The following is a 24,380-nucleotide window of genomic DNA, read 5'->3' on the forward strand; positions in this document are numbered from 1 at the left end:
CCCCGTCGCGCCGCCCCCCTCGCGCCCCTCACACCGCCGCGATCGGCCCGTCCGGCCGGTCGTGTCGCGCGGCGACCACCTCGCGGCTCAGGGCCTCCGTCTCCGCCTCCGGAAGCCGCTCGAAGCCGTCCTCCGTGATCACCGCGACGACCGGGTAGATACGCCGCGTCAGATCCGGGCCGCCCGTCGCCGCGTCGTCGTCCGCCGCATCGTACAGCGCCTGCAACGCGGCGAGCGCCGCCTCGCGCCGGGTCATGTCCTGGCGGTACAGCTTCTTCAACGCGCCCCCGGCGTAGGGCGATCCCGACCCCTCCGCCGTGAAGTCGGGCTTCTCGTACGGGCCTCCGGTGATGTCGAAGGCGAAGATGCGCCCGCGCCCGCCGCCGGGCGCGGTGGCGTCGTACCCCACCAGCAGCGGGACCACGGCGAAACCCCGCATGGCCTGGTCCAGGTTGTCCCGGACCAGGCCGGCCAGCCGGTTCGCCTTCGCGTTGAGGGTCATGGGGATGCCCTCCATCTTCTCGAAGTGCGTCAACTCGACCTGGAAGAGCTTCACCATGTCCTTGGCCGTCCCGACCGTGCCCGCGAACGCGACGGCGGTGTAGTCGTCGGTGGGCTGCACCTTCTCCAGGTCGCGCTGGGCGATCAGATTCCCCATCGTCGCCCTGCGGTCCCCCGCGATCAGGACGCCGTCCCGGTAGGTGAGCGCCAGCACCGTGGTGCCGTGCGGGAGTTGAGGGAGTTGAGGGAGTTGCGGAAGCTGCGAGAGCTGGAGGATTCGGTCCGGCGGCCGGGGCGCGCTCCGCGCCTCCGGCCGGTGGGCCTTCAGGAACGCGCTGAAGGACGAGTTCCCCGGGCGGAAGAACTCCTCGCCCAGGATGCCGTCATGCTCGCCGCCCGCCATCTGTCCTCCCCCTGAACCCCGGATTCCGGATCCGGCGCCCCACCGTGGTCCCGCCCCCCGCCGTACCGCAGACTCCTACCATGCGTGCGCGGCACGGAAACCCCCCGCCACATCACGGGCGACGACGAGGACGGCGCAGCAGACGGTGCCGAAGCCCCCGCGGGCGGCGGGTCCGGGTGTTCAGCGCGGTGCAGTTGCCGGTCGATCGCCCGGTCCTTGAGGTGCCAGTAGAGGGGCGGCGCGAGCAGCACTCCGAAGAGGCCGACCAGGGCGAGAACCGTCAGGAAGATGTCGAAGATGTCCATGGCTCCACTGTCGTGGCCCCGCTCCGGGGACGGCAGTGGCAGGACCGTCATGGACCATCGAATTACTGCCAACGCGGTGGCACACTGGCAGCATGATGCAGAACGTGGCCGCCGTCCTCCTCGACGGCGTGCACCCCTTCGAGCTGGGCGTGGTCTGCGAGGTCTTCGGCCTCGACCGCAGCGACCAGGGCCTCCCCGTGCACGACTTCGCCGTGGTCTCCGCCGAGGGGCCGGTCCTCCGCACCCACGCCGGGTTCACCATCGGCGGCCTGCACGGCCTCGACCGGCTGGAGGAGGCCGATCTGATCGCCGTGCCCGCCTCGGACGAGAACGTCACCCGCACCTACCCGCCCGAGCTGCTGGAGGCGCTGCGCCGCGCCGTGGCGCGCGGCTGCCGGGTCCTCAGCGTCTGCTCCGGGGTCTTCGCGCTCGGCGCCGCCGGGCTGCTGGACGGCCGGCGCTGCACCGTCCACTGGCGCCATGTCGACGCCCTGACCCGCGCCTACCCCCGGGCGATCGTCGAACCGGACGTGCTGTACGTGGACGAGGGCCCGGTGATCACCTCGGCGGGCAGCGCGGCCGGTATCGACGCCTGTCTCCACCTCGTACGGCAGGAGTACGGGACCGAGGTCGCCAACATGGTGGCCCGCCGGATGGTGGTCCCCCCGCACCGGGACGGCGGGCAGGCGCAGTTCATCGAGCGCCCGCTGCCCGCCTCCCCCTGCGACACGGTCGGCGAGGTCCTGGAGTGGATGGAGCGCCACCTCGACCGGGAGATGACGGTCGAACAGCTCGCGGCGCGGGCGCACATGTCGCCGCGTACGTTCGCCCGCCGCTTCCAGCAGGAGACCGGGACGACCCCGTACCGCTGGCTGCTGCGCCAGCGCGTCCTGCTGGCACAGGAGTTGCTGGAGGGGACGGACGAGACGGTGGAGAGCGTCGCGGGGCGCGCCGGGTTCGGGAACGCGGCCGGGCTGCGCCACCACTTCCTGCGGACCCTGGGGACGACGCCGCACAGCTACCGGCGTACGTTCCGGGGCCCCACCCCCGTCCTCTGACCCGGGACGGGCCGGGCCGGGCCGCCCGGCCCGCACCCGGCGGCCTGCCCCGGCCCCCCGCACACCGGGCCGCGCACACCGGGCCCCGGCCACAGCCCTCCGCTCAGGCGTTGGGCACGGTCTCGTAGCGCGGCGTGTTCTCCTCCATCTGCCGCAGCGCGTCCTTCCGGTCGCGCTTCGACAGCCGGTCGATGTACAGGTAGCCGTACAGATGGTCCGTCTCGTGCTGGAGGCAGCGCGCGAAGTAGCCGGTGCCCGCGACCCGGATCGGGTTGCCCTGGGCGTCCTGGCCGCGCACCACGGCGTAGTCGGGGCGCGCGAGCGCGGCGTACGCGGTGGGTACGGAGAGGCACCCCTCGTTGGAGTCGTCCAGCCGGCGCCGCGCCGGGGGCAGTTCCTCCAGCACCGGGTTGCAGACGGCGCCCACGTGCCGTACGCCGTCGTCGTCCGGGCAGTCGTAGACGAAGACCTTGAGGTCCACACCGATCTGGTTGGCCGCCAGGCCCACGCCCTCGGCGGTGTGCTGGCTGGCGAACATGTCGTCGATCAGTGCGGCGAGTTCGTCGCCGAACTCCGTGACGTCCTGGCACTCCTTGTGGAGGACCGGGTTCCCGACCACGGTGATCGGACGCGACGTGCCGCGCTCGCGGTGCGCCAGCTCGCGCGCCGCCGCGTCCTGCGTGTCGTCCGCGAAGCCGTCCCCCGGCTCCGCCTCGGCCACCGAGGTCGCGCCCTCGTACCCCTGGTCCGTCTCCTGCTGCGCCATGTCCGCCGTATGCCTTCCTCGGTCCCGATGCTGCCTGCGCGCCCCCGCACACTCCCCGCGCCCCTCGCGCGCTCCGTGCGCGGTGCCGGGGGTGGTGTGGACGCTGCCCGTACAGCCTAAGGGCAGCTCGCGGACCAGGCGGCAGTAAGGAAGCGACGCACCGCGCCTCAGCACACCTCTTCGAGGTCGCGCCACTCCCGGGTGTCCGGACTGTCCGCCACCCACCCGTCCAGCAGCCCCCGCACCAGCCCCGGCGGCGCCGCGATCCCGCACTCGCGCTCCGGCGCCCACAGCTCGCCCGCCGTACGGTGCCCCAGCGGCCCGGGATGGCCCGGTTCGCTGTGGTCGTGCGGGTCGAGGTGCTCGCCGTCGCCCTCGGCGGTCGGCATGGTCGACTCCGAACAGGCCCGGCAGAGCAGCCGTACCGACGACGACCAGTCCTCCGCCGCGAACCCCGCGTCGGCCGCCAGCCGTTCCAGGGCGTCCCGGTCCGCCTCCGTGGCCGCTTCGAGGAGCACCACCCAGGTCGGCACCGGGGAGGGCGCCCACAGTTCGATCTCGTCGAAGACGGGGTACGAGCGGACAGTGCCGCCAGGGCCCGCCGTGGTCGTACGCTCGCCGTTCGGGACCCCGTCGTGCAGCACGACCTCGCCCCAGCGGCGCCCGGACGAGGGCAGCGGGATCGACAGCACCTCGATCCGCGCCGGGTCGAGCCGCCGCCCCCAGACCACCTCGGCCTCGCCCTCCGGGGAGAGCCGTACGGTCGCGCTGCCCAGCTCCATGCCGTCGGGCTCGGCGTTCGCCTCCGCGCTGTGCGGCTGGCCGGGCACCCGCAGGCCGTACGCCTGCCAGGCGCGGCGGGCCAGCGGCCAGTCCTGGAGGGCGGTGGCGGCGATCCCGACGTTCCACCAGTCCGGGGCGCCGGTCTCCTTGTCGAGCAGGGCCACGGCGCGCAGTCCAGCGGCGCGGGCCTGCTCCCAGTCGTGCCGGAACTTGTGCAGCAGCGCCAGATTGAACCAGGACTCGGAGAGCCACGGTTCCAGATCGGCGGCCCGTGTCAGCAGCGCGCCCGCGTCCTCGTACCGGCCGTCGCCGATCAGCGTGAACGCGCGGTCGGTGGCCTGCCGCCACGAGGCGGAGGGCCGATGCCGTACCTTCCCGAAGATCCTCACGATTCCCGCCTGCCGGTCGTTCGGGCAGTGCCCCCTGACATCCTCTTCTTCGCATCCAACCATGCCGGGTCGGACGCCCGCTCATTACCCATCGGTTACCCCGTCCCACCAGGCACCGAGCAGCCCCGGGAGAGGACGCGCGCCAGGGATTCGACCACCTCGGGCTGGTAGTCGCGCCCCGTTCCGAGCCGCAGCCGCTCCAGCGCGCTGAGCGGCCCGCTCGCAGGGGCACTTCCCCCCGTGAGGTCGTCGTACGCATTCACGGCCCGGACGATCCGCGCGGAGAGCGGTTGCTCGCGGTACGGGTCGGCCTGCCGCTCCACCACCATGGCGACGGCGGCGGGCACCCCGGTCTGGCGGACCACGGCGCCGCCGAGCAGCGCGATACGGCGCTGTTCCGCGACCGGGAGGAGGGCGGTGGCGCCCTCGGGCACCGGGTCGACGAGGGAGAGCTGTCCGATGTCGTGCATGAGCGCGGCGTACTCCAGGACGGTCAGTTCGGGCCCCGAGAGCCCCAGTTCGCGGCCGACGGCCCGGCTGAGGTCGGCGACCCTGCGGGCGTGGCCGTGCCGGGTGTACCCGGCGATCTCGGTGGCGCGCGCGAGCGAGGCGATGGTCTGCCGGTACGTGGCGCGCACGGCGGCGTACCGGCGGAAGGAGAGCTGGGTGAGGAGCAGGGGTACGCAGAAGACGGGCAGCGCCCAGAGGCCCGCGACGGCGACCCCGAGGGCGATGACCGCGCCGGTGGCGCAGACGGCCGAGCCGATGTGGAGCAGGGCGCGCAGTTCGTCGCGGAGCAGCGGCCCGAAGGGGTGGCGGGTACGGGCGCGGAGCACGAGGGCGGCGAGTACGGCGTCGCAGAGCGCGGTGAGGGCGAGCAGCAGGATCAGGAGGAGGGCGTAGCCGGGTCCCGAGCCGATATGGGCGCGGAGTTCGCCGGAGTGGTAGAGCGGCTGGAAGCAGACGGCGGCGAAGGCGACCGTCAGGACCCGTCTGACCAGGTGGTCCAGGGCGGGCCCGGCGCCGCGCACGACATGCGGGACGGCGCCGGCGAGCGTGGCGGTGACGACGACGGCGACGGTCTGGAGCACCCCGTGGCTGGTCCCCTGTCCGGCGTTCTCGCCGAGCAGGGCGTAGCCGAGCGCACCGGCGGCGCCGAGCGGGGCGGGTTCGCGCTCGCCGGGGAGCGCGCCCCAGCGGGCGAGTTCGCCGACGGCGATGAGGACGCCGAAGGCGAGCGCGATCCGGGGCTGCGCCAGGCCGTACCAGAGGGCCGAGGCGAGCCCGGCGGCGGTGAGCGCCCCGGCGGCGCCGTAGACGGCGGCGACGGGGAACGGGACGGTACGGCGCGACCGGCCGGCCGGGGCGCGCACGGTGGTGGCGGCGCTCATCGGCGGCCGCCCTGGGGTGCGGAGTGGGAGGCGCGGCCCCCGGGTCCCGAGGTGCCGGTGTGGTTACGGGGGGCTCGTGGGCCGGAGGGGGCGGCGTCGGCCCGTGCCCCGGGAGCGGCGGGCGCGCCGCTCGTGGCTCGTGGGCCGCTGGTGGCCGGTGTGCCGCCCGCGACTGGTGCCCCGCTTGTGGCCGGTGGGCTGCTCGCGGCCCGGGGGCCGGCCGCCGCCGTACGGGCCGAAGGGACGTTTCCGCGCCGCCCTGGGGCGGCCGGGGCCCCTGCGTCCGGTGTGCCGGACCAGCCCCCGGGACGGCCCGGACCCCCCGCTCCGCCCGGCCCGTCCGGTTCGTCCGCCGTGACGGCCGTGCTCCAGCCGTGCCGGTCCAGGGCGCGCACCAGGGCCCGTACCATCGCCGGGTCGAACTGCGTCCCCGCGCACCGTTCCAGCTCGGCCACCGCCGCCGGGACCGGCCTGCCGCGCCGGTACGAGCGGGTCGAGGTCATCGCGTCGAAGGCGTCGGCCACCGCCACCACCCGGGCGAACTCCGGGATCCGCTCCCCCGCGAGCCCGTACGGGTAGCCGCTGCCGTCCAGCCGTTCGTGGTGGTGCAGGATGGCGCCGCGCGCCTCGCCCAGGAAGGCGATGCCGCGCACCATCTCGTGGCCGTACTCGGGGTGCAGTTCGATGACGCGGCGCTCCTCGGGCGTCAGCGGGCCGTCCTTGCGCAGCACGCGCGTCGGCACACCGAGCTTGCCGACGTCGTGGAGGATCCCGGCGAAGCGGAGGACTTCGATCCGCTCCCGCTCCATGCCCAGCTCCTGGGCGATCAGCACGGAGGCGTGACCTACCCGCTCGCTGTGCCCCCGGGTGTAGGTGTCCTTGATGTCGACGGCCTGGACGAGCGCCCTGATGGTGGCCTGGTGGGCGGCGCGCTCCCGGTGGTACTGGGCGAAGACCCAGCAGGAGATGTACATCGGCAGCAGCACCAGCAGCGCGGAGAGCGGACCGTACGGGCTGCGCCACAGGACCGCCATCATCAGCCCGGCCAGGCCGTGCGCGGCGTGCGGGGCGAGCGAGCGGCCGAGCAGTCCGCGCCAGGCGGTGCGCGGGTCCATCCGCTCGGCGACGACCAGGATGGAGCCGTCCAGCGCCGTCAGGACCAGGCAGAAGGCGAGCGCGGCGGCGCCGGCCGGGAGCAGGACGTACGGGAAGTCGGGCACCGTCAGCCCGTACCCCCCGCCGCCGAGCGCGACCGGGCCGCCGAAGAGCACCTGGGCGCGGGAGGCCGCCCAGGTGGCGAGGGCGAGCTGGGCCGCGCGCCAGACCCGCCGGGGACCGCGCGGGCGCTGTTCGACCCGGCCGAGCAGCGCGCCGGGGACGGCGACCAGGGCAGCGGCGGCGGGCGGCAGCAGCAGGGCGGCGGCGAGCAGGACGGGGAAGAACGATCCGGCGGCGACGGGGGCGGAGCCGTTGAGCGAGCGCCCGAGGACCCGGCAGCGGGCGGGCAGCTCACAGAGCGCGTACACCACGGCGAGCAGCGCGCAGGCCCGCCAGGGTGTGGCACCGGGGTCCTCGACGGCGGGCTGGACGCAGGCGGCGGCGCAGATCGCGGCCACCAGAACGTACGCGCGCGCCGCACCCGGTATGGACCTCACGCGTCTCCCCCCATCCCACGGACCCGCCCAAACAGAGGGTCAGGCTAGCGAGTTGGGGGGCGATCATCGGGTAATTGGCGCCGATTAGCACCTTCGGGTGAAAAAGGTGCTAGAGACAGTGACGGGGGCGCACCGCACATCGTGCGATACGCCCCCGCTCCGGTCCGTCCCGGTTCATCCCGATGGCGTCGTGGACACGTCATCATCGGGCACCACCTCGCCCGAGCGGATCAGATCGATCCGCCCCAGCACCTTGGCGCGCAGGTCCGCCGGCACGTCGTCATGGCCGCAGCACCGTTTCACCAGCTTCTTGACGGCGCGCTCCAGCCCGTACTTCTCCAGGCACGGGGAGCACTCCTCGAAGTGCACCTCGAACTTGGTGCACTCGCTGTCGGACATCTCCCGGTCGAGGAATTCGTAAAGGTGGTCGAGCACCTCCGCGCAATCCGTCTCATGCGGCTTCCCGCAGCTCATGAGCCCGAACCTTTCCGATCGTCCGACGACTCCCCGGCACCGGCCGGAACGAGCCCGCGATCACGGGCGTAGTCCTCCAGCATGCCGCGCAACTGGCGGCGCCCACGGTGGAGCCGCGACATCACCGTACCGATGGGTGTCCCCATGATGTCCGCGATCTCCTTGTACGCAAAGCCCTCGACGTCCGCGAGATAGACCGCGATGCGGAACTCCTCGGGAATCGCCTGGAGGGCAGCCTTCACATCGGAGTCCGGCAGATGGTCCAGCGCCTGGGACTCGGCGGAGCGCAGCCCGGTCGACATGTGCGACTCGGCCCGCGCGAGCTGCCAGTCCTCGATCTCCTCGGCGGCGCTGCGCTGCGGCTCGCGCTGCTTCTTGCGGTACGAGTTGATGAAGGTGTTCGTGAGGATGCGGTACATCCAGGCCTTGAGGTTGGTCCCCTCACGGAACTGGTGGAAGGAGGCGTACGCCTTGGCATAGGTCTCCTGCACCAGGTCCTCGGCATCGGCCGGATTGCGCGTCATGCGCAGGGCGGCCGAGTACATCTGATCGAGGTAGCCGAGGGCGTCACGCTCGAAGCGGGCGTTGCGCTCGGCGGTGGTCTCTTCGATGTGGCCGTCGTCGGTCGCTCCGTCGGTCCCAGTGACCGGACCCACCTCCTCCAACGCTGTGGCGGATCCGAAGCCGGACCCACTCGAATCGGAGAATAGTCGACCTTGCTGGGACGGGGCCTGTCGGTCCACCACGGCACCGGCCCGACCAGGGGCGTTCTTGGCCGCGGAAAGCACAGTCCACTCCAGTTCGGTGGTGTCTGGGCGGCGCGGGCAGATGGTCGAACCCATACGACGGACTCCCTCTCGATGCTCGACGTGCGGTGTGCCGGTGTTCCTGACAACAGCGACCCCGCCCGCATCATTCCCGCCCGGAACCCCCGGCTCCGGAGGCTTCGGGCCCACCCGTCACCCGCCCGTCACCCCGGCCAGCCAGCCGGCCACGCCCCCGGTGATCACCTCCAGCGCCTCGTCCGGCCCGAACGGCGCGCTCTTGGGTACGGCGAAGGAGTGATCCGCACAGGGGACTTCGACCAGCGTGTACGGGTCTACAGCGGCGTCCGCCGAGGAAGCGCCCGAGGGCCCGGCAGACGACCCGGCAGACGGCGTACCCGAGGCGGCCGGGAACTCCTCGGGCCTCCCGAAGGGGTCACGCGCTCCCTGTACGACCAGGGTGGGCACCCCGGAGCCCAGCAGTTCGGCCGCCCGTGACCGCTCGGGCCGGCCCGGCGGGTGGAGCGGGAAGCTCAGCGCGAGGACGGCCACGGCGCCCAGTTCGCGCGCCGTACGGCAGGCCACCCGCGCCCCGGCGCTCCGCCCGCCCGCGACGACGCCGGGCCCCCGCTCCGCCAGCGCGGGCCACACCGCGCGCCAGCCGGTGTCCAGGGTCGCGGGCGCGGGGGCCACCTTCTTCCCGGCCACCCGCCAGGGCTGCTCCACCAGGGCGACGCTCACCCCGAGCGGCGGCAGCGCCCCGGCGAGAGCGCGCAGGTCGCGCGCCTCGATCCCGCCGCCCGCGCCATGGCCGAGGGCGAGGACGAGCCGGGCGTCCTCCGCGTGGTGCCAGGTGATCCGGGCGTCCCCGGCCGGGGTTTCCACGATCTTGCTCACTGCGTCGCTCACTCCGTCCATCCGGCCATCCTGCCGCCCCCGGCCACGCTTTCCGGACGACACGGCCCTGGAACGACCCGCCCCTGAGGCAGCCTCGGCGCGACGCGCCCTCAGACGCGCCCTCAGAAGAGGGCGGACTCCTCAGAACAGGGTGGACTCCTCCGGCGCCTCCAGCTCCGCCAGCAGCTCGGGCCCGTTGTTCCGCACCTTGCTGACCGCCGTCGTGACCGGGTACGCCCGCATCAGCCCGGCCGGCGGCGGCGTGAGCAGCCCCCGCAGGTCCTCCAGGTCGGTACGGGCCGGGTCGAGCCAGGCGTCCCAGCGGTCCGGGGTGAGCATCAGCGGCATCCGGGGGTGGATGTCGGCGAGCGCGGCGGGGCCTTCGGCGGGCGCCACACCGAGCGGGGTCGTCTCGGCCTCCGTGGTGATCACGGAGCAGGTCGCCCACCACGCCCGGGGGTGGTCCGGCGGCAGGGTCGGGTCGCGCCAGAACTCGTACACCCCGGCCATCGCCATCACCGACCCGTCGGCGGGGGTGACGAAGTACGGCTGCTTCCGCGTCCGCTTCTTCCTGCCCTGCTCCTCCAACTGCCGTTCGTCGGAGCCGGTGACCCACTCGTAGTAGCCGTCGGCGGGCACGATGCACCGCCGCGAGGCGAAGGGCCCCCGGAACGACGGCTTCTCGTGGACGGTCTCGGCCCGCGCGTTGATCATCCGGGCGGCGCCCTCGGGCGTCTTCGACCAGGACGGCACGAGGCCCCAGCGGAGCCGCCGCAACTGGCGCACCGGGCGCGGCGTCGAAGCGCCCTTCAGAGGGCGTTCGAGGACCGCGTAGACCTCCTTGGTGGGGGCCACGTTCCAGTCCGGGGCGAGCGTCTCCTCCGGCTCCCACTTCTCGATGCCGAAGATCCCCTGAAGGTCCTCGGGCCGGCGGCTCGCCGCGTACCTGCCGCACATCTGCTTGTCGACCACCTTATGAGCCCGCCGTAAGGACACGCCTTATGGGGCGGCTCTTATGAACTCGCTGTGCGTTCCCGTGCTCCGGAACGGCGGGCGGCGCGTGAGCGTCTTTCCCCCGTACCCCGTATGAGTGCCAGACTGCCACGATCCACCCCCAGGTGAGGAGCCTTCCAAGCAATGGCCACCATCGACCCGACCCCGCTCGGCGATCTGTGGGACCGCGTCGCCGGCACGCAGTCCGCCCCGGACGAGTGGCTCGTGTTCGCCACCGCGGCCGTCGCGCTCGCCGCCGTCCTCCCGCGTGTGCTGTGGCGGCTCTCCCGCAACGCGATCACCATCGCCCACGAGGGCGGCCACGGGCTCATAGCCCTGGTCACGGGGCGTCGGCTGGACGGGATACGGCTGCACTCGGACACCTCGGGGCTCACGGTCAGCCGGGGCAGGCCCACCGGGATCGGGATGATCCTCACGGCCGCCGCCGGGTACACCGCCCCGCCGCTGCTGGGGCTCGGCGGCGCGTGGCTGCTCGCCGCCGACCACATCACGCTGCTGCTCTGGCTGACGACGGCTCTTCTGCTCGCCATGCTCGTGATGATCAGGAACGCCTATGGGGCACTCACTGTGATCATCACAGGCGCCGCCTTCTTCCTCATCTCCTGGATGACCGGCCCTGACATACAAGCGGCGTTCGCCTATACGGCCGTCTGGTTCCTGCTCCTCGGCGGTGTGCGCCCGGCCTTCGAACTCCAGGCCAAGCGGCGGTACGAGGGAGGCGGGGACTCCGACGCGGACCAGCTCGGCCGGCTCACCCACACGCCGCCGCTGGTGTGGCTGCTCTTCTTCCACGCCGTCTCGATCTGTTCGCTGATCGGCGGCGCCCGCTGGCTGCTGGACCTGTGAGCGCCGGGCACGCCGTGCGCGTACCGACACCCAGAGGACATCCAGGTGTCGCCCATGGGGCCTACCACGCTCATATTTCGCCCGGGTTGCCGCGCTTTTGATCAGGATCAGGCTCCGTCAAGAGCCACTAAAGTGTGGGGCATGACCGAAAGCTCCGTGCACTCCGCCCTCTGGCCCGCCCCCTGCGCAAGCGGGGCCGTCGAAGCGACGGTCACCGTGCCCGGATCAAAATCGGTCACCAACCGCGGCCTCGTCCTCGCCGCGCTGGCCGCCGAACCCGGCTGGCTGCGCCGCCCGCTGCGCTCCCGCGACACCCTGCTGATGGCCGAGGCGCTGCGCGCGATGGGCGTCGGCATCGAGGAGACCGTCTCCTCCGCCTCCGCGGGGGCCGCCACCACCGGTGAGGCCTGGCGGGTGATCCCGGCCGGACTCCACGGCCCGGCCTCGGTGGACGTCGGCAACGCCGGTACGGTGATGCGCTTCCTGCCGCCCGTGGCGACCCTCGCCGACGGCCCCGTACGGTTCGACGGCGATCCCCGGTCGTACGAGCGTCCCCTGCACAGCGTGATCGACGCGCTCCGCGTGCTCGGCGCCCGGATCGACGACGACGAGCGCGGCGCGCTCCCGCTGACCGTGCACGGCGGCGGCGCCCTGGAGGGCGGCACCGTCGAGATCGACGCCTCCGCCTCCTCCCAGTTCGTCTCGGCGCTGCTGCTCTCGGGGCCGCGCTTCAACCAGGGCGTGGAGGTACGGCACACCGGCCCCCGGCTGCCCTCGATGCCGCACATCCGGATGACCGTCGACATGCTGCGCGGGGTCGGCGCACAGGTGGACGAGCCCGAGACGGGCGGCGAGCCGAATGTCTGGCGGGTCGTCCCCAGCGCGCTGCTGGGCCGCGATCTGACGGTCGAGCCGGATCTGTCCAACGCCCAGCCGTTCCTCGCCGCCGCACTGGTCACCGGCGGCCGGGTGACCATCCCCGACTGGCCCGCGCGGACCACCCAGCCGGGTGACGCGCTGCGCGAGATCTTCACCGCGATGGGCGGCTCCTGCGAGTTCACCGAGACCGCCGAGGGCACCAGCCTCACCCTCACGGGCTCCGGCCGGATCCACGGTGTCGATCTCGACCTGGGCGAGGTCGGCGAGCTGACGCCCGGCATCGCCGCCGTCGCCGCGCTCGCCGACTCGCCGTCCACCCTGCGCGGCGTCGCCCATCTGCGGCTCCACGAGACGGACCGGCTGGCCGCGCTCACCAAGGAGATCAACGAGCTGGGCGGGGACGTCACCGAGACCGCGGACGGGCTGCACATCCGCCCGCGCCCGCTGCACGGCGGCGTGTTCCACACGTACGACGACCACCGCATGGCCACCGCCGGGTCGATCATCGGCCTGGTCGTGGACGGCGTGGAGATCGAGAACGTCGGCACGACCGCCAAGACCCTGCCCGACTTCCCGCGGATGTGGACAGAGATGCTCGCGGGAGCAGGAGCCTGACGGCATGCGGCGCTACGGCAAGAACCCCGACGAGGACGACATCCGCTCCCGCCCCAACCCCAAGGGCAACCGGCCGCGCACCAACATCAGGCCCAAGCACGAGGACGCGTCCGAGGGCATGGTCCTCACCGTCGACCGGGGGCGGCTGACCTGCCTGGTCGAGGACCGGACCGTCGTGGCGATGAAGGCGCGCGAGCTGGGCCGCAAGGCCGCCGTCGTCGGGGACCAGGTCTTCCTGGTGGGGGACTTGTCCGGCAAGAAGGACACCCTCGCGCGGATCGTCCGGATCGAGAAGCGCCGTTCCGTGCTCCGCCGCACAGCGGACGACGACGACCCGTACGAGCGGGTCGTCGTCGCCAACGCCGACCAGCTCGCCATCGTCACCGCGCTCGCCGACCCGGAGCCGCGCCCGCGCCTCGTCGACCGCTGTCTGGTCGCGGCGTTCGACGGCGGCCTCGAACCGCTCCTCGTGCTCACCAAGTCCGATCTCGCGTCGCCGGACGAGCTGCTGGAGACGTACCGGGCGCTCGGCATCCGCCATGTCGTCACCCGCCGGGACGAGCTGGCGAGCGGCCACGCGGCCGATCTCGTACGGGAGTACCTCGACGGCCGGGTCACGGCCTTCGTCGGCCACTCCGGGGTCGGCAAGACGACTCTGGTCAACGCCCTCGTCCCGGACGACCGGCAGCGCGTCACCGGCGACGTCAACGCGGTGACGGGGCGCGGCAGGCACACCACCACCTCGGCGCTGGCGCTGCCGCTGGCCAAGGCGGAGGGGTGGGTGATCGACACCCCGGGCATCCGCTCCTTCGGCCTCCACCACGTCGACCCCTCACGAGTCGTCCTCGCCTTCCCCGATCTGGTGCCGGGGACGGAGGGGTGCCCCCGCGCGTGCAGCCACGACGAGCCGGAGTGCGCGCTGGACGCCTGGGTCGCGGAGGGGCACGCGGACCCGGCCCGGCTGTACTCGCTGCGGCGGCTGCTCGCCACGCGGGAGCGGCGCGAGGGCGACTGATCCGCTGACGCGAGGACGGCCGATACGCACGTTTGCGGACCTGGACGCCTGGTAAGGGCATAATCACACCAGGTGGGACAGGTGGTCACAGATGGTCCGCGGCGCGGCCCGCGGGGCCGCGGCCGTCGCTGACGTGGGGAGATCTCTGACATGGCGTGGCTGCTTGTGGTGGTGGCGGGCATCCTCGAAACGGGCTTCGCGGTCTGTCTCAAGCTGTCCCACGGCTTCACCCGGCTCTGGCCGACGGTCGCCTTCGCCGCGTTCGCGCTGGGGAGTTTCGGGCTGCTGACGCTCGCGCTGAAGCGGCTGGACGTGGGCCCGGCGTACGCGGTGTGGACGGGGATCGGCGCCGCCGGTACGGCGATCTACGGAATGGTCTTCCTCGGCGACATCGTCTCCGTGCTCAAGCTGGTCTCGATCTCCCTGGTGATCGTCGGCGTCATCGGGCTCCAGCTCTCGGGCTCGGCGCACTGAGCAGCGCGGACGGCGAGGCGGTGACGGCGGTGCGGACCAGCGGACCGATGGGTTCCGCCCCCGGCGCGACCAGATGGGCGAGCGCGAGCCGCATGGCGAGTTCGCACCGGTAGAGCAGTTCGGTACGGCCGTACGCGGCGAACCTGCTGTGGCCGACGGGGCTCAGGTGCCCCGGGTGACCGTGCTCGCCCCGCCCGTGCTCCCCCCGCGCCCCGTCCGTACGCCCCGGTTCCGCCCGGCCGTGCTCCGGCCGCCCGTGGTCCTTCCTGCTGGGGTCCAGCGCCGCCGCCGACCGGTCCCGTACGAGCGCCACCAGCTCGGTGGTGGCGGGCGGCCCCGCGTCGGCGCGGCGCTGGGCGGGGATCCCGGACTGCGGGGCGCCGGCCTTCACCGGGCGCGGGGCGGGCAGCCACTCGCCCCAGCAGCCGGTGAGCAGGGCCCGCAGCAGCGGCCGGGCGCGCGCCTCCCCCACGGTCCACTCGGCGACCGCCACCAGCCGGTCGGCGGCGTCGGCGCGTTCGCGCAGCAGCCGTTCCACTCCGTGCAGATACCGGTCCGCCTCGCGCCGTACGAGGGCGCGGGCCAGACCGTCCTTGCTGCCGAACTCGTTGTACAGGGTCTGCCGGGAGACCCCGCCCGCCGCCGCGACGTCGACCATCCGCACCGCCGACCAGGGCTGGTCGGCGAGGGCTGACTGGGCGGCACTGAGTAGGGCTTCACGCGCGCTGGGCATCGTCGCCTCCGGGGCCGTGCGGATCTGCGCACAGAGTTGACGTACCGTCGCTCACTGTCAAGACCGTCGTCCGGTTCCGGCCGCGCGGCGACGAGGGGCCCGTGGCCGTGGTGACAGCACGGTGGATACTGTGGCGCCCATGCCCGACTACCACGATGACCTGCGCCTCGCCCATGTACTGGCGGACGCCGCCGACGCCGCGACGATGGACCGGTTCAAGGCTCTGGACCTCAAGGTCGAGACAAAACCGGACATGACTCCGGTGAGCGAGGCCGACAAAGCGGCCGAGGAGCTGATCCGTGGCCATCTCCAGCGGGCGAGACCGCGCGACGCGATCCTCGGGGAGGAGTACGGCGTCGAGGGCACGGGTCCACGCCGGTGGGTCGTCGATCCGATCGACGGTACGAAGAACTATGTACGCGGGGTGCCCGTCTGGGCGACGCTGATCGCGCTGATGGTGGCGGGTGAGGGCGGTTACGAACCGGTGGTCGGCGTAGTCTCGGCCCCCGCGCTGGGCCGCCGCTGGTGGGCCGCGAAGGGGAGCGGGGCGTACACGGGGCGGAGTCTGTCGTCCGCGACGCGGCTGGGCGTCTCGGAGGTCTCCCGGGTGCAGGACGCGTCGTTCGCGTACTCCTCGCTGACCGGCTGGGAGGAGCAAGGTCGTCTTGACGGGTTCCTGGATCTGTCGCGGGCATGTTGGCGGACGCGCGGTTATGGCGATTTCTGGCCCTACATGATGGTCGCCGAGGGCTCCGTGGACATGTGCGCGGAGCCGGAACTGTCGCTCTGGGACATGGCGGCGCCCGCGATCGTGGTTCAGGAGGCGGGCGGCGCCTTCACCGGCCTCGACGGCCGGCCGGGACCGCACAGCGGCAACGCGGCGGCGTCCAACGGCATCCTCCACGAGGAGCTTCTCGGGTATCTGAACCAGCGCTACTGACGTCGACGGCGTACGTGCGGCGCGCCGTCGACGTACGCCGGACTCCTTCACGGGTTGACCCGCCGGCCCCTTCACGGACGGGGGCTGTTTGTCGGTTTTACGCGCGCCCCCGCCCGTGCTCTTCCCGCCCCCTTGTTGACCCAGGGCAGCCGTGCCACTCTGAAAGTCCCCCCACTTGTGAATTTGTGAATCGTTTCTCCAAGGCTCTCCGCTCCCCGGGAGGCGGTTCACCAAGGAGGTGGCTCGTCCCCATGCTTGTCCGCGACGCCATGAGCTCGGTGGTCCTGACCATCGGCCCCACCCACACCCTCCGCCAGGCCGCCGGACTGATGGCGGCCCGGCGGGTCGGCGCCGCCGTCGTGCTCGACACCGACCACTGCGGCATCGGCATCCTCACCGAACGTGACATCCTCAACTCGCTCGGCGCCGGCCAGAGCCCCGATGTCGAGACGGCCTGCTCGCACACGACGAACGATGTCGTCTTCGCCTCGCCCGCGTGGACGCTGGAGGAGGCCGCGGCGGCCATGTCGACCGGCGGTTTCCGTCATCTGATCGTGCTCGACGAACACGAACCCGTCGGGATCGTCTCCGTGCGGGACATCCTCCGCTGCTGGGCGCCGTCCCGGCACGAGGCGGCGCTCCTGGCCGGCTGACCCGGTGTCCGACCCGGCGCCTGCCTCGGCGCACTGTGGCCCCATACGCCTGAGGCCCGGATCTCGTCGGAGATCCGGGCCTCAGGTCTTCAGTAGCGGGGACAGGATTTGAACCTGCGACCTCTGGGTTATGAGCCCAGCGAGCTACCGAGCTGCTCCACCCCGCGCCGTTGAATGAAACATTACGGCACGGTGCCGGGCGGGTGCAAATCCGTTTCCCGGCGGTGGAACCGGCCGTCACCGCTGGTCGGCGCGGGGCGGCCGGGGGCAGCGGGGGCCGACCGGCCGGGGCCCGGCGGCTCAGGCAGTCAGGCGGGCGGCGGTCAGGCGGCTCAGCCGGTCAGGCGGGGCGGCGGTCAGGCGGTCAGCTCCTGGTGCAGCGCCTCGCGCAGCCGCCCCGCGCGCTCCGCGACCTCCGCGGGGCCGAGCTCGACGGCGCGCGCGCACCAGCGCTGCCCCTCGGTCAGCTCGCCCCGGCGAGCGGCCAGCAGCGCGAGCCGGAGCGCGGCCCTGCCGTGCCCGGCCTGGGCGGCCCGGGTCCACCAGAGCGCGGCCTCCCGCTCGGCCCCCTCGCGGGCCAGCAGCAGCCCGAGGTTGAAGGCGCCGTTGCGGCTGCCCGCCTCGGCGGCCTCCCGGTACCAGTGGGCGGCCTCGCCGTTGTCGCCCCGGGCCGAGGCGAGCATGCCGACGCGCACCTGGGCCCGGCGGTGGCCCTGCTCGGCGGCGCGCTCGTACCACTGCTCGCACTCGCTCTTGACGCCGTACGGTTCGCCGAGCGCGGGCGGTCCGGGCGGCGGCTCGCGCGAGTCGAGCACCGTGGCCAGCCGGAAGGCGGCCTCCGCGCTGCCGCCGCCGGCCGCGCACCGCAGATGGCGCTCGGCCGTCCGGTCGTCGCCGTCGCGCAGGCAGGCGATGCCGACCTGGAGGGCCGCCTCGGTGTGCCCGGCGGCGGCGGCGCGCTCGTACCAGCGCAGGGCGGCGCCGTCGTCGTCGCGCCCCGCGTACAGGATGCCGAGGTTGAAGGCGGCGTCCACGCTGCCCGCCTCGGCGGCCTTGGAGAACCAGGGCTCGGCGCCGGTCGGGTCGTCGGCCTGGAGGAGCAGCACGGCGAGCGCGTTGGCGGCCTCGCGGTGGCCCGCGTAGGCGGCGCGGCGGTACCACTGCTCGGCCTGGACCGTACGGTCCTGGGCGGCGCAGAGCAGCCCGAGGTTGTACGCGCCGTTGACGTCGCCCGCGTCCATGGCGGCCCGGTACCAGCGCTCGGCGGTCTGCGACTCGCCCCGCGCCGCGTGCAGGGCGCCCAGCGCGTTGGCGGCGTTCCCGTCGCCGTCCTGGGCGGCGCGCAGCCACCAGACGGCGGCGCTCTCCTCGTCCCCGGCGTCGCGCAGCAGGAAGCCGAGGGCGCAGGCGGCCCGCGACTCGCCGTCCTTGGCGGCGCTGAGGTACCAGCGGCCGGCCTCCTTGAGCTCGCCGCGCCGCTCCAGGATCGCCCCGAGGTGGAGGGCGGCCCTGCGGTGGCCGCGCGCGGCGGCCTGCTGGTACCACTGGGCGGCCTCGGTGACGAGCGCGGCGGCCGGCGCGGAGCCGTTGGTCCCGGTGGCACGCCCGGTGGCCGGCGCCCCGGCGTACGCGGGCAGCCGGGGGTCGGTGCTGGTGACCGGGTCGAGGGAGAGCAGCGGCTCCTGGCCGGTACGGCCGCCACGCGGCGCCAGGGCGCCGGGCCCGGTCCGGTACCCCGGCTCGGCGCCGGCGCGTACCGACTCGCGCGCCCGGCGCTCCAGCATCCGCGCCAGCCGGTACGAGGCCTCGCGGTGGCCCTGCTCGGCGGCGGCGCGCAGCCAGCGCTCGGCCCCGACGTCGCTGCGGTGCTCCAGCAGGTCGGCGAGGGCGTACGCGCCCAGCGCGTGGCCCTGCTCGGCGGACTGGCGCAGCCAGTACTCGGCGGCCGGCTCGTCGCCGAGTTCGCGGTAGTGGCGGCCGAGCGCGTGGGCCGCGGGGGCGGATCCGGCGACGGCGGCGATCCGCCACCAGCCGGCCGCCTCGTCGACGTAGCCGCGCTGGTGCAGCAGCACGCCCAGGTTGTTCGCGGCGGCGCGCTCGCCCTCGGCGGTCGCCGCGCGCAGATACGGCTCGGCGCCGTCGAGGTCACCACGGCGCAGCAGCATCGCGCCGAGCAGGCTCATCGACGCGGTGTCCCCCGCGTCGGCGGCCTTGCGGTATCCGGCCTCCGCCGCGGTGTCCGCCCCGTCAACGGCACCGACGGCGCCGGCGACGCGCCCCGCACCGCCTGCGCCGGTCGTCCCACCGGTCGCCTCGTTCACGTGTGGCTGCACATACCGCCCTGTCTCCAACAGAGTTGCCCTATCCCCCATATTTTCCATCGTCGCACCACCCGCCGGCCGCGTACAGCCGGTATACCGCGCCCCACAAGGTCACTACAGCGTTTTGTCGACATGCCCACAGAGAGACACATCAAACCCGCCATGGACCAACTGGGCCGACCTGAGACCCAGTTGGGACGGGCACATGCGAAAGGCCCGGATCCTAGAAGGATCCGGGCCTTTCACTTCGCCGTAGCGGGGACAGGATTTGAACCTGCGACCTCTGGGTTATGAGCCCAGCGAGCTACCGAGCTGCTCCACCCCGCGTCGTTGTGTACCAACCGTACCACGGGGTGGAGGTCGCGCAGGTCAGCTCGTCCCGCCACCGCCTTCCGCACCACGGGAGCCGCCGCCCAGCGCCGTGTTGGCGGTGTCACCCGAGGCGTCACCGGACGGTTCGCCCGACGGTTCGCCCGACGGCTTGTCGTCCGGCTGCTCCGTCGCCTTGTCGGACGGCTTGTCCGAGGAGCCGGAGCCGGACTTGGCGGCGGACTCGGCCGAAGCGGCCCGCTCCAGGGCGCTCTGAAGCTCCTTCTGGGCCTTGCCGTACGCGGTCCAGTCCTGCTTCTTCAGCGCCTCCTGGCCGTCCTCGTACGCCTTCTGGGCGTCCGAGATGGCCTTCTCCAGCGACGTGTCACCGGAGGCCGGCGGCGTGGTGGTGTCGCCCGGCTCGCTGGTGGACGGTGGCTCCGTGCCCTCCGCGCCGAACACCGCGTTCAGCGCCTCGCCCAGGCTGTCCTTGAAGACCGGCTTGCCTCCGTAGGAGACGGCCACCTTCTTCAGCAGCGGGTAGTTGGCGCTGCCACCGCGCGCGTACACCGGCTCGATGTACAGGAAGCCGCCGTCGAGCGGCACCGTCAGGAGGTTGCCGTACTCGATGTCCGAGTCCGTACCTCTCAGGTTCCTGACGAACTCGGCGACCTCGGGCACACCGTTCAGCTCGCTCTGCACCTGCTGCGGGCCCTGGACCGTGGAGGTCACCCGCAGCACTCTGATCTTGCCGTAGTCCGGGCTGACGGCATCGGCGTCCACCGCCATGAACGCCCCCAGGTTGGGGCGCCCGTTGGGCGTGAACGTGGTGGTCAGCGAGAACTTCTGGTCGTCCTGTCCCGGCATCTTCAGGCTCAGGTAGTACGGCGGGACCGAGTTGCTGTTCTTGGTGGTCGGGTCGTCCGGCACCTGCCAGGCGTCACTGCCGCTGTAGAACTGGGCGGGGTCCGTGACGTGGTAGCGAGTGAGCAGTTCCCGCTGCACCTTGAACATGTCCTGCGGGTAGCGCAGATGGGCCTTGAGGTCCGCGTCGATGGCGGACTTCGGCTTCACCGTGCCCGGGAACGCCTTCATCCACGTCTTGAGCACCGGGTCCTCGGTGTCCCACTGGTACAGCTCGACCGAACCGTCGTAGGCGTCGACCGTGGCCTTCACCGAGTTACGGATGTAGTTGACCTGATTCTGCTGGGCGACCACCGCGCGCTGGCTGTCGGTCAGCGAGTCGGCCGTCGTGTCACCGAGGGTGGTACGGGACGCGTACGGGTAGCCGTTGGAGGTCGTGTACGTGTCCACGATCCACTTGATGCGCCCGTCGACCACGGCGGGGTACGCGTCCCCGTCGATGGTCAGCCAGGGAGCCACGGCCTCGACGCGCTCCTTGGGCGTGCGGTTGTAGAGAATCCGCGAACCCTCGCCGATGGCGCCGGAGTAGAGCATCTGGGGCTCGCTGAAGGCCACGGCGTACGCCGCCCGGTTCAGCGGGCTGGAGAGGTCGACCCCGCTCTTGCCCCGGTAGCTCGTGGTCTGCTCACCGTTCTTCTCGTAGTCCAGCTCCTTCTGGGGGCCGCCCACGATCGAGTACTGCTCGGTCTTCTCGCCGTAGTAGATCCGCTGCTCGTACTTCTGGTCCTTGCTGATCTCACCGGTGGTCGGCAGCCCGGACTCGGTGAAGTCGGGGGCGCCGACGGTGCCCTCGTTCTCGTCCGTCACCGTGTTCGTGCCCTTGGACGCGATCGCCCCGTACCCATGGGTGTACGTGAAGTGGTCGTTGATCCAGTTGCGCTTCGGGATACCGGTGATGTTCAGCTCGCGCAGACCGATGACGGTGTCCTGCGGCTTGCCGTCGGGGCCGGTGTACCGGTCGACGTCCAGCGTGGAGGGGAACTGGTAGTACTTACGCTCCTGCTGGAGCTGCTGGAAGGCGGGCGAGACGACATTCGGGTCGACGAGGCGGTAACTGGCCGCCGTGTCGGCCGCCTTGCGCTGCTCGGCCTTCCGCTCCGGGTCGCCCTTGCCGCCGTAATCCTGCACGTCGGCGGTGTCGATGCCGTACGCCTCACGCGTGGCGTCGATGTTCTTCTTTATGTACGGCGACTCCTTGGCCTGCTCGTTCGGCTCGACCTGGAACTTCTGGACGATCCCCGGGTAGAGGCCGCCGATCAGGATCGCCGAGAGCACCATCAGGCCGAAGCCGATCACCGGCAGCTGCCAGGTGCGGCGCCAGAGCGTCGCGAAGAACAGCAGCGCGCAGATGACCGCGATGCAGAAGAGGATCGTCTTGGCGGGCAGGAACGCGTTGGCGTCCGTGTACCGCAGGCCGGTCCAGTTGCCCGCGGCCTTGAAGTCGCTGGACTTCACGGCCAGACCGTACCGGTCGAGCCAGTAGGCGACCGCCTTGAGCGAGACGAAGACACCGAGCAGCACCGAGAGATGGCCGGTGGCCGCGCCGGTGGCCCGCGCGCCGGGGCTGGTGAGCCGGAGCCCGCCGTACAGGTAGTGGGTGAGCGCGGCGGCGATCAGCGACAGCACGGTGGCCGCGAAGCCGAACGCGAGCAGGAAGCGGTACCAGGGCAGGTCGAACGCGTAGAACGCCACGTCCAGCTTGAACTGCGGGTCCTTCTCGCCGAACGGCACCCCGTTGACCCACATCAGCCAGGTACGCCACTGGCCGGCCGCGGAGGCCCCGGAGATCAGCCCGATCAGCGCGGTGATCGCGAGGAGCACCCACTTCTTGTACGGGGCGATCCCCATCCGGTACCGGTCGAGGTTCTGCTGCTCCAGCGACATCGCGGAGAGCGGCGGCCGGAGCCGGTGCGCCAGCCAGATGTTGACGCCGACCGCGAGAGCCATCAGCAGTCCGAAGACCGCGAACAGGCCGATCTTGGTCCAGAGGGTGGTGGTGAACACCGATGAGTACTTCACCGAGCGGTACCAGAGCCAGTCCGTCCAGAACCCGGCGAACATGACGAAGAGCATGGCCAGAACGGCCAGTACGCCCAAGGTCATGAGCAGGGTCCGGGACCGACGGGACGGGCGGCCCACTCTGATCCGTGGCCCGGTCGGGCCTCCGCCGCGGTCCGGCATCTGGAAAGCCAACGTGCGCACCTCAAAGTTCGCGGTCGTGTGAGTGTGACTAATTACGTGTGGTTCAGCCTGTTCAACTTACTGAGGCTTTACCTAGTTCCCGTATCCGGGTCCGAAGGAGGCAGGATATTGACCATGTCCACTGTTTCTCCCTCAGGCACCCCCATGGCCGCCGGCCCCCTGACCCGCGCCGTGCTCGAAATCGACGAGTACGCCTCGACCCTCGGCTGGGACCAGCCGGCCCGGCTCTTCGCCCTGGTCGACACGGAGCGGCTGCGCGCCGACGAACCCCAGCTCGCGGCCCAGTTGGGCCTCGAAGAGGAGGGCGGCGCCGTCGCTCCCCTCACCCCCGTGGAACAGGACGAGATCCCGGCGGGCACCCCGCTGGACGAGTTCCTGGGCACCATCGCCTGGCCCGGGGCGGTGGCGGGATGCGCGCTGACCGTCGAGCGGCTGATGCTGCCGCCGTCGGCGGAGGCGTCCGTACCGGACCACCTCGACGAGGCGGCACTCGCCTCCTGGGTGGCCGGCCACCCGGAGCGCCAGGAGGTACGGATGACCGTGGCCGTCCTGCGGGACGGCGCCCGGGAGTCCGCGCTGCGGCTGCGCGAGAAGGACGCCGCCGGCGAGGTCCTCACGGGCTCAGGGCTCGTCCCGGGACTCGCGGAGGCCCTGGCGGCCACCTTCGAGGCGTAACGGCGCTCCAGGGGCCTCTGGAGGCCCCTGGAGGGGCCTTTACGGTCCCGTCGGGTCCCGGGGTCCCGGGCGGGGCGGTCTGCGGGCGTACGGTCCCGGGCGGGGCGGCCTACGGTCGTACGGTGCCGGGCGCGGGCCCCGGACCGTACGCCCGGACGCGGTCGGACGCGGTCTGACGCGGTCGGACGCGGTCGGTCAGCTCGCCGAGCAGCTCGGCAGGCCGGCCGCGTCCCCGCCGCGGATCTTCTCCAGCGACGACACCGCGTCCTTGATCGTCTTGACCCGGACCAGGGTGAGCCCGTCGGGGATGTCGCCCGCCGCGGCGGCGCAGTTCTGGTCGGGCGTGAGGAAGTACCGCGCGCCCGCGTTCCGCGCGCCGACCAGCTTCATCCCGATGCCGCCGATCGGGCCGACCTCGCCCTTGTCGTTGATCGTTCCGGTGCCCGCGATGAACTTTCCGCCGGTCAGCGACTCGGGCGAGAGCTTGTCCACGATGCCCAGGGAGAACATCAGCCCGGCGCTCGGACCGCCCACGTCGGCCAGCTTGATGTTGACGGTGAACGGGAACGTGTGGTCCGTGCCCGCCTGGATGCCGACGATGGCCCGGTCGCCCTCGTCCGATTTCCGGGTCTTGATCGTGACCTGCTCGGTGGCCGTGGACTCCGTACCGTCGTCGACGTCCCCGGCGTCCTTGCCGCTCTTGCCGCTCTTCGCGTCCTCGGCGGCCTTCGCCTCCTTGGCGGGCACGATCGTGAAGACGACGTTCTCCCCCGGCTTGTGCCGGGTGACGAGCTTGGCGACATCCTCGGGCGCCTTGACCTCGGCGCCGTCCACGGCCTTGATCACATCGCCCGCGTGCAGAATGCCCTCCGACGGGCTGTTCTTGATCACCGACGACACGATGGTGCGGGACGGGACCGGGATGCCCAGCTCCCCCAGGGCGGCGACCTTGGCGCTCTCCTGGGACTGGCTGAACTCCTCGGCGTTCTCCTGGGTGGACTGCTCTTCCGTCTTGCCGTCCGGGTACAGGGTGTCGTGCGGCACCACGATGCTGTCGTGGGCGAGCCACCCGTAGACGGCCTCGACGATGTTCATGTTGTAGTCCGCGCCGGTGACCCTGACCGTGGTCATGTTGAGATGCCCCGACGTCGGGTATGTCTTCCGGCCCGAGATCTGGAGCACGGGCTCGCCATTGGCCTCACCCAGGGTGTTCACCGTCGGCCCGGGGCTCATCTCCGAGTACGGGACCTTGATGAGCACACCCGCGCAGAGGAGCGCGATCAGGACGAGGGTGGAAGCGAGCATCGTCGCAGTGCGGCGTGGCATGGAACGACAGTACGGGAAGGGTCTGTCCGTGCACCCCCGGGGCCGGTCCGTACGAGGTCACGAAGTGC

Annotated in this window: 20 protein-coding genes, 2 tRNA genes and 1 pseudogene; 8 read left to right on the forward strand and 15 right to left on the reverse strand. The window is 72.3% G+C overall.

The features are described 5' to 3' along the window. Window positions 1-28: 28 nt before the first annotated feature. Window positions 29-904: a proteasome subunit beta gene (gene prcB, locus AB0O07_RS14800; protein ID WP_365632073.1), complete on the reverse strand. Its 876-nt coding sequence runs from the start codon at window positions 902-904 to the stop codon at window positions 29-31. 397 nt (window positions 905-1,301) lie between these two features. Between prcB and AB0O07_RS14805 the strand changes: the two genes are divergently transcribed. Further along, complete coding sequence (locus AB0O07_RS14805) at window positions 1,302-2,267, forward strand: helix-turn-helix domain-containing protein (protein WP_365632076.1); 966 nt, start codon at window positions 1,302-1,304, stop codon at window positions 2,265-2,267. Window positions 2,268-2,370: 103 nt separating this feature from the next. On the opposite strand, the gene def is transcribed toward AB0O07_RS14805, so the two are convergent. From def to AB0O07_RS14845, 8 genes and pseudogenes are all read right to left on the reverse strand, one after another. Next, window positions 2,371-3,033, reverse strand: a complete 663-nt coding sequence (gene def / locus AB0O07_RS14810) for a peptide deformylase (protein ID WP_365632079.1) — start codon at window positions 3,031-3,033, stop codon at window positions 2,371-2,373. A gap of 167 nt (window positions 3,034-3,200) precedes the next feature. Next, window positions 3,201-4,205 (reverse strand): hypothetical protein, encoded by a 1,005-nt coding sequence (locus AB0O07_RS14815; protein ID WP_365632082.1) that lies wholly within the window; start codon window positions 4,203-4,205, stop codon window positions 3,201-3,203. Window positions 4,206-4,300: 95 nt separating this feature from the next. Then, window positions 4,301-5,596 carry an HD domain-containing protein gene (locus AB0O07_RS14820; RefSeq protein ID WP_365632085.1) on the reverse strand — a complete coding sequence of 432 codons (1,296 nt, stop codon included), beginning with the start codon at window positions 5,594-5,596 and terminating at the stop codon, window positions 4,301-4,303. Window positions 5,597-5,937: 341 nt separating this feature from the next. Next, window positions 5,938-7,251, reverse strand: a pseudogene (locus tag AB0O07_RS14825) (HD-GYP domain-containing protein); the annotation flags it as partial. A gap of 174 nt (window positions 7,252-7,425) precedes the next feature. Beyond that, entirely contained in the window at window positions 7,426-7,725 is a 300-nt protein-coding gene (gene rsrA, locus AB0O07_RS14830) for a mycothiol system anti-sigma-R factor (RefSeq protein ID WP_365632088.1), read from the reverse strand. Next, window positions 7,722-8,381, reverse strand: a complete 660-nt coding sequence (locus AB0O07_RS14835; RefSeq protein ID WP_365632091.1) for a sigma-70 family RNA polymerase sigma factor — start codon at window positions 8,379-8,381, stop codon at window positions 7,722-7,724. The genes rsrA and AB0O07_RS14835 overlap by 4 nt, the downstream gene beginning before the upstream one ends. A gap of 303 nt (window positions 8,382-8,684) precedes the next feature. Continuing rightward, window positions 8,685-9,386, reverse strand: coding sequence for an alpha/beta family hydrolase (locus AB0O07_RS14840; RefSeq protein WP_365633048.1), 702 nt, complete (start codon window positions 9,384-9,386; stop codon window positions 8,685-8,687). A gap of 141 nt (window positions 9,387-9,527) precedes the next feature. Next, window positions 9,528-10,343 (reverse strand): SOS response-associated peptidase, encoded by an 816-nt coding sequence (locus AB0O07_RS14845; protein ID WP_365633051.1) that lies wholly within the window; start codon window positions 10,341-10,343, stop codon window positions 9,528-9,530. Window positions 10,344-10,532: 189 nt separating this feature from the next. On the opposite strand from AB0O07_RS14845, the gene AB0O07_RS14850 reads away from it, so the two are divergent. From AB0O07_RS14850 to AB0O07_RS14865, 4 genes are all read left to right on the forward strand, one after another. Next, entirely contained in the window at window positions 10,533-11,246 is a 714-nt protein-coding gene (locus tag AB0O07_RS14850) for a M50 family metallopeptidase (RefSeq protein ID WP_365633054.1), read from the forward strand. 141 nt (window positions 11,247-11,387) lie between these two features. Next, window positions 11,388-12,740 (forward strand): 3-phosphoshikimate 1-carboxyvinyltransferase, encoded by a 1,353-nt coding sequence (gene aroA / locus AB0O07_RS14855; RefSeq protein WP_365632094.1) that lies wholly within the window; start codon window positions 11,388-11,390, stop codon window positions 12,738-12,740. A 4-nt stretch (window positions 12,741-12,744) separates the two neighbouring features. After that, window positions 12,745-13,755: a ribosome small subunit-dependent GTPase A gene (gene rsgA, locus AB0O07_RS14860; RefSeq protein ID WP_365632097.1), complete on the forward strand. Its 1,011-nt coding sequence runs from the start codon at window positions 12,745-12,747 to the stop codon at window positions 13,753-13,755. A 150-nt stretch (window positions 13,756-13,905) separates the two neighbouring features. Continuing rightward, entirely contained in the window at window positions 13,906-14,229 is a 324-nt protein-coding gene (locus tag AB0O07_RS14865) for a multidrug efflux SMR transporter (RefSeq protein WP_365632100.1), read from the forward strand. Here AB0O07_RS14865 and AB0O07_RS14870 read toward each other — a convergent pair. After that, on the reverse strand, window positions 14,195-14,962 hold the full coding sequence (locus tag AB0O07_RS14870; protein WP_365632103.1) for a TetR/AcrR family transcriptional regulator: 768 nt from the start codon (window positions 14,960-14,962) through the stop codon (window positions 14,195-14,197). The two genes, AB0O07_RS14865 and AB0O07_RS14870, sit on opposite strands and share 35 nt — an antisense overlap. 139 nt (window positions 14,963-15,101) lie before the next feature. Here AB0O07_RS14870 and hisN point away from each other — a divergent pair, with 139 nt between their 5' ends. Continuing rightward, window positions 15,102-15,902: a histidinol-phosphatase gene (gene hisN / locus AB0O07_RS14875; RefSeq protein ID WP_365632106.1), complete on the forward strand. Its 801-nt coding sequence runs from the start codon at window positions 15,102-15,104 to the stop codon at window positions 15,900-15,902. Between the two features lie 251 nt (window positions 15,903-16,153). Beyond that, entirely contained in the window at window positions 16,154-16,555 is a 402-nt protein-coding gene (locus AB0O07_RS14880; RefSeq protein ID WP_365632109.1) for a CBS domain-containing protein, read from the forward strand. A 93-nt stretch (window positions 16,556-16,648) separates the two neighbouring features. Here AB0O07_RS14880 and AB0O07_RS14885 read toward each other — a convergent pair. The 4 genes from AB0O07_RS14885 to AB0O07_RS14900 all read right to left on the reverse strand — a co-directional run bounded on the left by AB0O07_RS14885 (window position 16,649) and on the right by AB0O07_RS14900 (window position 22,290). Continuing rightward, a tRNA-Met gene (locus AB0O07_RS14885) sits at window positions 16,649-16,722 on the reverse strand. A 189-nt stretch (window positions 16,723-16,911) separates the two neighbouring features. Further along, window positions 16,912-18,936: a tetratricopeptide repeat protein gene (locus AB0O07_RS14890; RefSeq protein ID WP_365632112.1), complete on the reverse strand. Its 2,025-nt coding sequence runs from the start codon at window positions 18,934-18,936 to the stop codon at window positions 16,912-16,914. Between the two features lie 193 nt (window positions 18,937-19,129). Continuing rightward, a tRNA-Met gene (locus AB0O07_RS14895) sits at window positions 19,130-19,203 on the reverse strand. Window positions 19,204-19,245: 42 nt separating this feature from the next. Beyond that, window positions 19,246-22,290 carry a UPF0182 family protein gene (locus AB0O07_RS14900; RefSeq protein ID WP_365633057.1) on the reverse strand — a complete coding sequence of 1,015 codons (3,045 nt, stop codon included), beginning with the start codon at window positions 22,288-22,290 and terminating at the stop codon, window positions 19,246-19,248. 135 nt (window positions 22,291-22,425) lie between these two features. Here AB0O07_RS14900 and AB0O07_RS14905 point away from each other — a divergent pair, with 135 nt between their 5' ends. Further along, on the forward strand, window positions 22,426-22,986 hold the full coding sequence (locus AB0O07_RS14905) for a PPA1309 family protein (RefSeq protein WP_365632115.1): 561 nt from the start codon (window positions 22,426-22,428) through the stop codon (window positions 22,984-22,986). Window positions 22,987-23,181: 195 nt separating this feature from the next. Here the strand turns inward: AB0O07_RS14905 and AB0O07_RS14910 are convergent, their stop codons facing one another. Further along, entirely contained in the window at window positions 23,182-24,312 is a 1,131-nt protein-coding gene (locus AB0O07_RS14910) for a PDZ domain-containing protein (RefSeq protein ID WP_365632118.1), read from the reverse strand. Window positions 24,313-24,380 lie beyond the last annotated feature (68 nt).

This window comes from Streptomyces sp. NPDC093085 (genome assembly GCF_040683935.1).
Classification (GTDB): domain Bacteria; phylum Actinomycetota; class Actinomycetes; order Streptomycetales; family Streptomycetaceae; genus Streptomyces.

Coding starts and splice junctions, on each gene's coding strand:
- AB0O07_RS14805 (WP_365632076.1), top strand. CDS start 1,302: ATGATGCAGAACGTGGCCGCCGTCCTCCTCGACGGCGTGCACCCCTTC.
- AB0O07_RS14910 (WP_365632118.1), bottom strand. CDS start 24,312: ATGCCACGCCGCACTGCGACGATGCTCGCTTCCACCCTCGTCCTGATC.
- prcB (WP_365632073.1), bottom strand. CDS start 904: ATGGCGGGCGGCGAGCATGACGGCATCCTGGGCGAGGAGTTCTTCCGC.
- AB0O07_RS14865 (WP_365632100.1), top strand. CDS start 13,906: ATGGCGTGGCTGCTTGTGGTGGTGGCGGGCATCCTCGAAACGGGCTTC.
- def (WP_365632079.1), bottom strand. CDS start 3,033: ATGGCGCAGCAGGAGACGGACCAGGGGTACGAGGGCGCGACCTCGGTG.
- rsgA (WP_365632097.1), top strand. CDS start 12,745: ATGCGGCGCTACGGCAAGAACCCCGACGAGGACGACATCCGCTCCCGC.
- AB0O07_RS14870 (WP_365632103.1), bottom strand. CDS start 14,962: ATGCCCAGCGCGCGTGAAGCCCTACTCAGTGCCGCCCAGTCAGCCCTC.
- rsrA (WP_365632088.1), bottom strand. CDS start 7,725: ATGAGCTGCGGGAAGCCGCATGAGACGGATTGCGCGGAGGTGCTCGAC.
- AB0O07_RS14890 (WP_365632112.1), bottom strand. CDS start 18,936: ATGGAAAATATGGGGGATAGGGCAACTCTGTTGGAGACAGGGCGGTAT.
- AB0O07_RS14880 (WP_365632109.1), top strand. CDS start 16,154: ATGCTTGTCCGCGACGCCATGAGCTCGGTGGTCCTGACCATCGGCCCC.
- AB0O07_RS14900 (WP_365633057.1), bottom strand. CDS start 22,290: ATGCCGGACCGCGGCGGAGGCCCGACCGGGCCACGGATCAGAGTGGGC.
- hisN (WP_365632106.1), top strand. CDS start 15,102: ATGCCCGACTACCACGATGACCTGCGCCTCGCCCATGTACTGGCGGAC.
- AB0O07_RS14820 (WP_365632085.1), bottom strand. CDS start 5,596: ATGAGCGCCGCCACCACCGTGCGCGCCCCGGCCGGCCGGTCGCGCCGT.
- aroA (WP_365632094.1), top strand. CDS start 11,388: ATGACCGAAAGCTCCGTGCACTCCGCCCTCTGGCCCGCCCCCTGCGCA.
- AB0O07_RS14905 (WP_365632115.1), top strand. CDS start 22,426: ATGTCCACTGTTTCTCCCTCAGGCACCCCCATGGCCGCCGGCCCCCTG.
- AB0O07_RS14845 (WP_365633051.1), bottom strand. CDS start 10,343: ATGTGCGGCAGGTACGCGGCGAGCCGCCGGCCCGAGGACCTTCAGGGG.